9 protein-coding genes and 1 pseudogene are annotated in these 9,335 nt (G+C 42.1%); 6 read left to right on the forward strand and 4 right to left on the reverse strand.

Annotated elements, in window-relative coordinates; all coding sequences use genetic code 11:
- Positions 1–241: 241 nt before the first annotated feature.
- Positions 242–1,489, reverse strand: a complete 1,248-nt coding sequence (gene trpB / locus IM477_RS08515; protein WP_287731367.1) for a tryptophan synthase subunit beta — start codon at positions 1,487–1,489, stop codon at positions 242–244.
- 137 nt (positions 1,490–1,626) lie between these two features.
- The gene (locus tag IM477_RS08520; protein ID WP_287731369.1) at positions 1,627–4,197 is read right to left on the reverse strand and encodes a DUF3536 domain-containing protein; all 2,571 of its coding nucleotides are present in this window, start codon (positions 4,195–4,197) and stop codon (positions 1,627–1,629) included.
- A 378-nt stretch (positions 4,198–4,575) separates the two neighbouring features.
- Between IM477_RS08520 and IM477_RS08525 the strand changes: the two genes are divergently transcribed.
- The 5 genes from IM477_RS08525 (at position 4,576) to IM477_RS08545 (ending at position 6,847) form a co-directional block, all read left to right on the forward strand.
- Positions 4,576–4,710 (forward strand): hypothetical protein, encoded by a 135-nt coding sequence (locus IM477_RS08525; RefSeq protein ID WP_287731370.1) that lies wholly within the window; start codon positions 4,576–4,578, stop codon positions 4,708–4,710.
- 128 nt (positions 4,711–4,838) lie between these two features.
- On the forward strand, positions 4,839–5,573 hold the full coding sequence (locus IM477_RS08530) for a hypothetical protein (RefSeq protein ID WP_287731372.1): 735 nt from the start codon (positions 4,839–4,841) through the stop codon (positions 5,571–5,573).
- The gene (locus IM477_RS08535; RefSeq protein WP_287731374.1) at positions 5,570–5,716 is read left to right on the forward strand and encodes a hypothetical protein; all 147 of its coding nucleotides are present in this window, start codon (positions 5,570–5,572) and stop codon (positions 5,714–5,716) included. The genes IM477_RS08530 and IM477_RS08535 overlap by 4 nt, the downstream gene beginning before the upstream one ends.
- A 524-nt stretch (positions 5,717–6,240) precedes the next feature.
- Positions 6,241–6,522 carry a type II toxin-antitoxin system RelE/ParE family toxin gene (locus IM477_RS08540; protein WP_002795678.1) on the forward strand — a complete coding sequence of 94 codons (282 nt, stop codon included), beginning with the start codon at positions 6,241–6,243 and terminating at the stop codon, positions 6,520–6,522.
- Positions 6,523–6,532: 10 nt separating this feature from the next.
- The gene (locus tag IM477_RS08545; protein WP_002801551.1) at positions 6,533–6,847 is read left to right on the forward strand and encodes a HigA family addiction module antitoxin; all 315 of its coding nucleotides are present in this window, start codon (positions 6,533–6,535) and stop codon (positions 6,845–6,847) included.
- A gap of 186 nt (positions 6,848–7,033) precedes the next feature.
- Here the strand turns inward: IM477_RS08545 and IM477_RS08550 are convergent.
- Together IM477_RS08550 and IM477_RS08555 are read right to left on the reverse strand one after the other, a co-directional pair.
- A pseudogene (locus IM477_RS08550) lies at positions 7,034–7,293 on the reverse strand (Txe/YoeB family addiction module toxin).
- Positions 7,274–7,528, reverse strand: a complete 255-nt coding sequence (locus IM477_RS08555; RefSeq protein ID WP_287731376.1) for a hypothetical protein — start codon at positions 7,526–7,528, stop codon at positions 7,274–7,276. Before IM477_RS08555 ends, IM477_RS08550 begins: the two are co-directional and overlap by 20 nt.
- 330 nt (positions 7,529–7,858) lie before the next feature.
- On the opposite strand from IM477_RS08555, the gene IM477_RS08560 reads away from it, so the two are divergent.
- On the forward strand, positions 7,859–8,398 hold the full coding sequence (locus tag IM477_RS08560) for a hypothetical protein (protein ID WP_287727810.1): 540 nt from the start codon (positions 7,859–7,861) through the stop codon (positions 8,396–8,398).
- The last annotated feature ends 937 nt before the right edge of the window (positions 8,399–9,335 follow it).

Here is a 9,335-nt window from a genome sequence, read left to right on the forward strand (position 1 = left end):
AAGACTGCGTACATGGAGAATTAAAACAAGAATTACCCTCGAAAAGCCTATTTTTCCACTAAGTATTTATGCTCATTGCAAAGGTGAGATGCTCCCGGGAGTAGGTAGCATTTTCATGGCTCAGTAAATGATAATCGGTCAAGGGTAAAAAGACAGCAAGAAACCGCCATTTAATACTGCTCATCTAATACCGATCACTTAATACTCAAATCTGATAACTGCTCACTGAAAAGGCTAAAGGTTAACCATTCATCGATAAATATTTAGCCACCGATTGCACATCTTTATCACCCCGTCCAGAGAAATTAATAACAATGCGAGGACTACCAGTTACTTGTGGGCAAAGAGTTTCTAAATAGGCTAAAGCGTGGGCAGTTTCTAGGGCTGGAATAATCCCTTCTAAACGGGAAACTCTTTGAAAAGCTTCTAGTGCTTCCCGGTCAGTGACACTGTAATATTCGGCGCGACCACTATCTTTTAAAAAGCTATGTTCTGGCCCGACTCCGGGATAATCTAAACCAGCACTAATTGAGTGGGCCTCGATAACTTGACCTTCGTTATCTTGTAATAAATAACTCATTGCTCCATGTAGAACCCCCGGTTGACCTTGGGTAAGGGTGGCGGCGTGTTTTCCGGAAGCGATACTTTCCCCGGCGGCCTCAACACCAATTAAACGCACGGAAGCTTCTTTAACAAACTCATGAAATAAACCCATAGCATTAGAACCACCCCCCACACAAGCAAGGAGAATATCCGGTAAACCGCCCCATTTTTCCAGACTTTGCTGACGAGTTTCTTGACCGATAACCGCGTGAAAATCGCGCACCATCATCGGATAGGGATGGGGACCTGCCACAGAACCAAGGATGTAGTGAGTGGTTTCGACATTAGTTACCCAGTCGCGAATCGCTTCCGAGGTGGCATCTTTCAGGGTTCCTGTCCCGGCGGCCACGGGTTGCACCGTCGCCCCAAGCAGTCTCATGCGGAAAACATTGAGTTCCTGGCGTTCCATGTCGTGAATTCCCATATAAATCACGCATTCTAGACCAAAACGAGCGCAAACCGTAGCGGTGGCCACGCCGTGCTGTCCTGCCCCGGTTTCGGCGATAATTCGCTTTTTACCCATGCGTTTGGCTAATAAAACCTGACCGAGGGCGTTATTAATCTTGTGGGCCCCAGTATGGTTTAAATCTTCCCGTTTCAGGTAAATTTGCGCCCCAGTACCGTCAGCTTTGGCATAATGGGCGGTGAGACGTTCGGCAAAATATAAGGGACTAGGTCTACCGACGTAATCCTTGAGCAGTTGATTTAATTCTTCTTGAAAATCGGGGTCGTCTTGATACTGATTATAGGCCGTTTCTAGTTCACTTAAGGCTGGCATCAGGGTTTCCGGGACGTATTTGCCCCCGTAGCGTCCAAAACGCCCAAAAGCATCGGGATACTGGGTTGCTGTGCCGGCTGAGGCAGGATAAATCGGCGTGATAGTCATGTAAACCTTCGATGAGAGACTTATGATCCATTATAAATCTAAGGGTTTAGTCTCTGGGTTAACCTGAGTTCCAGGGCAATCATCGCCTAACCCACTTAATCATCAAAGGGTGAGCATTGCCCACCCTTTGACTGATTTTACAGCCAAATACTCACATCAACTTTTAACACCTGTCCTAATAGTAATAACCATTTTAATTGAGTCATCGGCCAAGAACAGGCAGCATCTATGGAATTGGACAGCAAAGAATTAAGAACTAGACGATCATGGAAGTAATAATAGTATAATTCCTGAGAGCGATCGAGGGATAATCCTAGCTTTAATTGTTGGCTAACTTCAATTAAACGGGTGATTAGGCGAGTATCCTCCTCCGCCGTTAAAGGATCGCCATCGTGTAATAATTTCCCAAGAGATTGCCAGAGCAGACTTTCTAAGGTTTGACGCGCTTCGGGAATGTTTAATTGACAGTGTAAATGATTGGCTTCCTTAGCAATAGCCAATAATTGATCGAGATTATTCTCCGTTGCTTGCCGCTGCTCAAAATCTTTTTCTAGGGCATTAATCACCTGTAAACAACGGTGAGAAATGGCAATATCGGCCGCTACCTGTAACTCTTGAGGTACGGGCAGCTCATCCCGTTGGAAAGCCGCTAAAATGCCGTAATTATCCCGATAAACTTGGGTGTATAATTGATCGAGACGTTTTTTAGTTTCGGCTGTCACCTTCTGCATGATCCGGTGTCTTTCATCGGCAAAAAGATGGGGTAAAGCAAAAAAGTTTTCTCCCAATCCGCGCCCCATTTCTACGATCATGGTCGAGACACTGGCCTGTTGTAAAGATTCAAAGAGATGATCCTTAAGATTGGTATAGATTAACCGACCGTTAAAAGGTTGAATGCAGCAGTAAAAATCCCAACCTCCTAAATGTAGAACAGCAAAGACAAAATGTTCACTTTCTTGGGTAATTTCTGAGGTTAATTCCACCTGTCCCACTGCTAAAGTTAAAGACCCGATCGCTTGTTTTTGATAATCTAATTGACGGGTATTGTAACAATAAATCCGATGATGACTGGGATAATTGGTAAATAGGGAACTAATAGCGTAATGGGCCGCCACCCGTTCCAAATCGACCCGCGCAGAAGTGACCAATTGTCGATAGACATCAGCCCCATCTTGATATAACTTAACGTTACTGGGAGCGAAAGCTAGACGACTGAGGAAATTCATTTCTAATTGAATTCCAGCTACTTCTCCAGCTAATTCCAGGGCCCGGCCAGCATATCTCAAAATTTGCGTACCTTCAGGTCGAGAAATTTCTTCAAAAAACCAGCCACAACTGGTAAACATCAATAAAGCCTGTCTTTGCATTTCTAATAAACGCAAAGCATCGATTTTCTCGCTTTTACTCAGGTTGCGACTTTGATGCAAAGCGAGGAAATGTTCGATCGCGTCTGGGGAGCGATCTAAAATAACTGCAATGTAGTCATCCCTTGTCTGCCAAGGATCGCGGAAAAATTCCTGTCCTTGAATCTCATAGACCTTAATTAACTCATCTCTGAGCCAATTTAGGGACTCCCGCAGGGGTTTACGCCATTTTTGCTGGTAATTTCCCCCTCCCCCGCAACCACAGTCATCCTGCCAACGATTTACGCCATGGACACAACTCCAAGCGGTCACGGGTTTTAATTCCACTTCCCAAGTGGGGGGGCAAATACTGAGATAATGGGCAAAATTGGTGACTGTCCAGCCGTTTTTAGGGAAAGATTCCGTAAAAGCATAGCTAAGACACTTCTCTGTCCCCTGTTTGTGGTGGCCGAAGGTTTCCCCATCGGTAGCGACGCTGATTAACTGGGAGGGACGATGATCCCCTTTAATTGCCTGTCCCAGACGACCGACGAGAAAATCACTGCTGGCTAGGACATCATTAAAGCCCATATCCCGAGAAATTGGACCATCGTAGAAGAAAATATCCAGATAACGACCATCGGGAATGTAACAGCGATAGGGACGGGTGGGATCGATTTGACCTCCGGCCACCGCGTGCCATTGGGGATGAGGATCCTGGTCGCTAGGGAAAGGACGACAGCGCAGGGCCTGGGAAGGGGCTAAAATGGTGAATTTAATCCCCTCATCGATTAAAGCTGTCACTGTGGCTAAATCAATGGCTGTTTCCGCTAACCACATTCCTTCGGGATCCCGGCCGAAACGGTGCTGAAAATCGGCTTTTCCCCAGCGAATTTGGGTGTATTTGTCCTGTTTGTTGGCTAGGGGCAGAATGATATGATTATAGACCTGGGCGATGGCGTTACCATGACCGTTTAAGCGTTGACAACTTTTTTGATCCGCTGTCAGGATGCGTTGGTAAACTTCGGGATCATGGGATTGCATCCATGACATTAGGGTGGCCCCGATGTTAAAGCTGAGATATTCGTAGTTATTAACTATTTTGATCACTTCCCCCCGGTCATTGTAAATGCGCGCAAAAGCATTGGCACGATAACACTCGTGATGGATGCGTTCATTCCAATTATGGAAGGGATGGGCGCTCGGTTGCCGTTCAATTCTGTCTAGATAGGGATTTTCTCGCGGTGGTTGGTAAAAATGTCCGTGAACCGTGATATAAACTCCGTGAGCGGTTTTCAGGGGATCGACCCCCGTATCGGTATAGGAATAAAAGGTTGTAGAAGGATGTTCAACAAGATAAGTCATAGAAAGGCCTAGAAAATCGTTTTTTTTTGAGCGAAAATAGCTGTAGAATGTAGCGACCTGATGTTTAAAAAAACTGAAAACCTGGCCGTTTTTCACGGCCTTGGGGTCACAATATCACATTTTATTTTCCTAGCAAAGCTAGGGTTAACAATTCGCAACTTCTCTATACACAGCCCTAAGTAATACTAAATTTTGTTACAAAATCTAGCTTTTTCGGGTAAGCTGTTGACTATCTAGGGCTGACTGACCATCCTTGGCAATCGGCGTTCTAGCCTAGGAGAGATGCGATCGCTCTTACCCCTGCCCCAAAAGCGATCGCCATTACCCAAAAATTGCTTATTCCCAAAATGATCGCCCCCTGCATTCCTATCCCAAGCAATGGCAATTTTAAAGTTTAATCCACAAGATGACAGCGATCGCACTTACCAAAATAATCGCACTTTCAAAGTCCAAAGTGATCGCACTTTCAAAAGCCAAAATCGCACTACAAGATCAGCGATCGCACTCCAATAAAATAATTTGTATGTTTTGTTACAAAATAAGACGCGGTTACCCTGCCGCAAAAAGCCTTGACTATCGCACACCCTATGAGATATTTTTGAATAACTAAAGTCCTAGTGCACTTCAAACTTGAATTAGCCATGAATAATAAATTGGTAGCTATCATTAAAAATGTAGTTTGCTCTCAGATTGCTTTGTCTTTACCTTTTGTCCTGGGAAACTTATTATTTGACCCACTAGATAAAAATTATTCATTAGGAGTCATATTTAAAGAATTCAGCCGCGTATTTATTTACATATTCCCATTTGCCCTCGTGACAGGCACCTTTCTTGGTTTACTTAGATCGGGTCAATATAGTCAAGAAATTAACTGCTCAAGTACTCTGGGGTTATGGGGTATGTTTATATCCCTATCAGTTTTGCTATCAGTTGTAACACCAATAATTGATGGTCTCCTATGGATGACTCCGACGGTTAAAACGGCTATTATGAATAACCCTCTGATAGCAATACCAATAGCAATACTAATGGCTTGCGTTTTCATTTTTTATATGTGCATTTATGTTAGTGCGATTCAAAACTCCTTTTTAGTTATTTGGAATTTTATTTCTGCTCCTTTTAAGTCTAGTAAAACCCCGAAATCAATTTCATTAGAAGAATATGAACAAATAGAAAAAATTGGAGAATTAAAGGCTGAAAAAAGACTACAAAGAGCAGAGCAAGAATATAAAGAGAAAGAGGAGTTTAAGAGATTATGGTGGAAAGCTTATCGCCGATTTAGTGAATTAAGTTATGAGGAAAAATATAGATTAAGTGAAGAACAAATGATTTATAGTGCTGAGGACTATGCGAATAAAACTATAGGATATTATTGAATATATTAAACTTTATCTCTCCCAGTGTGATCGCCAATATTATAGGAATTATGGTGGCTGTGTTTTTAGCTAATTGTCAAGTTACTACGATCACTGTTTCTGATGAAGTGTTATCACCGATTTTGTTAGCGAGAAAAAGGTAATGTTGAGTTTTATCACCTCAATCCAAGCTACAGATCGGCTGAAAACCCAGCCGTTTTTTACGGCCTTGGGGTCACAATACCATGTTTTGTTTTCCTAGCAAAGCTAAGGTTAACAATTCGCAACTTCTCTATACACAGCCCTAAGTAGGGTTTGCGGCAAAAAGCTTTTCCTGGGTGTGGGGTTTTAAGGGTGTTAGGGATATACTGACAATAAATCCGGTTATTAAAGACTGATTATTTATTCCCCCTTTGGCTCTTCTAGGTTCTGTGTGATAAGTTTAACTTACATAGGATCGATCGATCTTTGTGTCCTTTGTGTCTTTGTGGTTCGTTCCACCCCCTCGCTAGGAGAAATGTATCTTAGAATACATTTTACCCACCAAAGCTGGGAGAGCCCCCCTTTTGCCTCTTGCCTCTTGCCTCTTGCCTTTTGCCTATCCTAATATGTTACCTATACTCAACGGATTTAGTATCAGTTGATGTTCTTGCTTGACATATTACGCAAAACGGAATAGCATTTGAATATGATTCAATCTTTCCGATGCAAGCATACGCGATTACTTTTTGAAGGAGGAGATCCGCCTCGTTTTCGTGGTTTCAAAGATACTGCTATTCGGAAGTTGACTCAATTAGATGCGGCTCAAACCTTAGAGTTTCTGCGCTCTCCACCAGGCAATCAACTTGAAGCTTTAAAAGGCGATAGAAAAGAACAATATAGTATTCGGATTAATTCTCAGTTTCGATTATGTTTTATCTGGACAAATAATGGACCTACTGATGTTGAAATTGTTGATTATCACTCATAAATAATTAATTATGAATAACCGTCCTATTAATCAAATGCGACCGGTTCACCCGGGAGAAATTCTGCGGGAAGATTTTTTGATTCCTCTAAATATGAGCGTGAATGCTTTAGCTTTAGCCTTGAAGGTTCCTGCATCTCGTATTCATGAAATTGTTAAAGAACGTCGTTCTATTTCGGCTGATACGGCAGCAAGATTAGCCTGCTATTTTGGCGGAGATGCTGCTTCCTGGCTCAGTCTTCAAGTAATTTATGATCTGAAGACTTTATCTAACCGTGAGGAGATTATTCAGCAAATTCAGCCCCGTATTTCCGAACAAATTGCCTGATTTTTAATTAGATTAAGTCCCAGAGATTAAAACACTTTCAAAAGGGTAAAAGGTACATGGGACGAACTCTACAAAATCGGCACTCGCTCCTGCTGCTGCCCAAAAAGAGATCGCTCTTGGCGTTCCTATCCCAAGCAATGGCAATTTTAAAGTTTAATCAAGAAGATGACGGCGATTACCTTGAGCCTAGTCATAATGAAATTTACAACTGATAATAATAATTTCTGTTTCTGTAATTTTATATACTAAGCGATGTTCATCATTAATGCGTCTTGACCAATAACCCTTGAGTTGATGTTTTAAGGGTTCGGGTTTACCGATTCCAGAGAAGGGATGGCGCAATATGTCGTCAATTAAATCAAGGATTTTTTATAGAGTTTTTTGTCTTCTATCGCCCATTCATTGAATTCTTTAAAAGCTTTCGGATCAAATACTATATTTTTCACGCCATTCTTTTGTGGTAATTGTCACTAAGTTTTCTTTCTTTTCTATTCTGTCAATAGCTTCGGATAATTCACGCTGATTGGCTTCTGTTGAAAGAAGATATTCGGTTGTATCGGGTTCAGGATCAGATACTAAAATAATAATATCCACATCTGTTCCTTCTTCTATTTCCGCAGAATAAAGCTCTATTTTTCCTTCTCTGCCAACAATTCCTTTCTGTTTAATCGCTCTAATCATGATTTTTTCTCTTAAGATGTCAAACAATTATGGCTATTATATTAAAATCAGCATGAGTTAGAACTGATGACAAGAAAAGCGATCGCAATAATGACACTCAAAGAGATCGCAGTTTTAAGGTTTAATCAACAAGATGACGGCGATCGCACTAAAGTCGCACGGTAGCACGATAGGATGTGTTAGCGTAACGCATAATGATTACAAATTCATCATGATTAAAAGCAAAAAGGCGCGTTAAGTAACGCACCTGACTTTGGCTTGATCTATTCGGAGCTTTTTCCAATGGGTTAGAATGCCAATAAATAGATAATCTACGAACTAGGAGCGTGCATGGACATAGAGACCAAGAACGATCTCATAGAAGAAATTCTCGCTGCATGGAAAGACCGAATCGGTGATGACTACTTGGGTTACAGGGGTCATGTCTATCGAATGTTCAATTTCTGTTTGGCCCTCCATTCCTGCACCGAAGAAGAAAAGACCAAGTTGGCGATCGCCGCCTGCTTTCACGATCTAGGTCTTTGGTCGGCTCATACCGTGGACTACATCCCACCTTCGGTGTCTGAAGTAAAGAGGTACTTATCCGAAACCGGGCAACAGGAATGGTCTGAGGAAATTGGACTAATGGTCGAGATGCACCACAAGGTTCGCACCTACAAGACAGACCGCTATCCGCTGGTGGAACTCTTCAGAAGGGGCGATTTAGTTGATTTCTCCCTTGGTTTCTTTAAGTTCGGCATTCCTCCCGCCTATGTGAGCGAGGTCAAAAAGGCCATTCCAAATAAGGGATTTCACCGCTTTCTCATAAAAGGCGCACGCGAGTGGTTTGCAAAACATCCCTTCAGTCCACCACCCTTTATGAAGTGGTAATGCGATCGCTGATGGCGTAGGATGGGTTAGGGATGATTAAGGCGATCCCTTGTGGGCATGGCCAAATCACCAATAACATCAGCTAAAATCATTGAACTCACGGTGCGCTCATTTCTCAAACCGAAAATTTGATAAATTGTCTCAAATGCACTCTAGCAAACGCATTGAGCGTTCTAATCGAATATTTATTAGTACAAAAAGACCATTTTGAGGTTAACGAATTAATTAGGGTTTGAGCGAGCCAATCAGCGATCGCCCTCTCAGCAATGTTATGCTTACCTTATTCGCTAAAAAGCATACAGAATAAAGGTTACAGTTTGGTAGGTTGGGTTGAGGCACGAAACCCAATGCCAGTTGAGTAAACATCAGTCCAATAAATGTTATTCTAACTTGATGCAATACCGTAGAGCAAAAACACCAGGAGCCACTTATTTTTTTACAGTTGTGACATACAATCGTCACAGAATTTTGTGTGAACCTGAAAATGTGGATTTACTACGAAATGCTTTTAAATATGTTATGTGACAACATCATTTTAAGATTGATGCTATTGTCATTTTACCAGATCCCATTCATGCTCTTTGGACATTGCCTGAAACAGATGCAGATTTTTCAACTCGTTGGCGATTAATTAGGGCTTGCTGAATAAATCTAAAAAGCTTGTTGGATAAGGGTTTTAGGCTTTTTTGACCTCAAAAAGTGCCTAGCATTGGAGTGATCGGGGGTAAAATTCCGGGACTTTTTCCCTGAAAATTAGGTAATTGACCACCTGAAAATGAGTAAAACCCCACACCCCACACCCCACACCCCACACCCCACACCGGGAAAAACTTTTTCAGCAGACCCTAATTAAAAGTTATTTTAGCCGTCAATGTCATTCTCAATATCAGGGTAAAATTTCAACATCTCGACAACATAAAAGAGCAGGGTGAGAGCA

The organism is Microcystis sp. M090S1 (assembly GCF_020246295.1).
GTDB classification, from domain to species: Bacteria; Cyanobacteriota; Cyanobacteriia; order Cyanobacteriales; family Microcystaceae; genus Microcystis; species Microcystis aeruginosa.

Coding starts and splice junctions, on each gene's coding strand:
- IM477_RS08545 (WP_002801551.1), top strand. CDS start 6,533: ATGAATAACCGTCCTATTAATCAAATGCGACCGGTTCACCCGGGAGAA.
- IM477_RS08555 (WP_287731376.1), bottom strand. CDS start 7,528: ATGATTAGAGCGATTAAACAGAAAGGAATTGTTGGCAGAGAAGGAAAA.
- IM477_RS08525 (WP_287731370.1), top strand. CDS start 4,576: ATGGCAATTTTAAAGTTTAATCCACAAGATGACAGCGATCGCACTTAC.
- IM477_RS08540 (WP_002795678.1), top strand. CDS start 6,241: ATGATTCAATCTTTCCGATGCAAGCATACGCGATTACTTTTTGAAGGA.
- trpB (WP_287731367.1), bottom strand. CDS start 1,489: ATGACTATCACGCCGATTTATCCTGCCTCAGCCGGCACAGCAACCCAG.
- IM477_RS08520 (WP_287731369.1), bottom strand. CDS start 4,197: ATGACTTATCTTGTTGAACATCCTTCTACAACCTTTTATTCCTATACC.
- IM477_RS08530 (WP_287731372.1), top strand. CDS start 4,839: ATGAATAATAAATTGGTAGCTATCATTAAAAATGTAGTTTGCTCTCAG.
- IM477_RS08560 (WP_287727810.1), top strand. CDS start 7,859: ATGGACATAGAGACCAAGAACGATCTCATAGAAGAAATTCTCGCTGCA.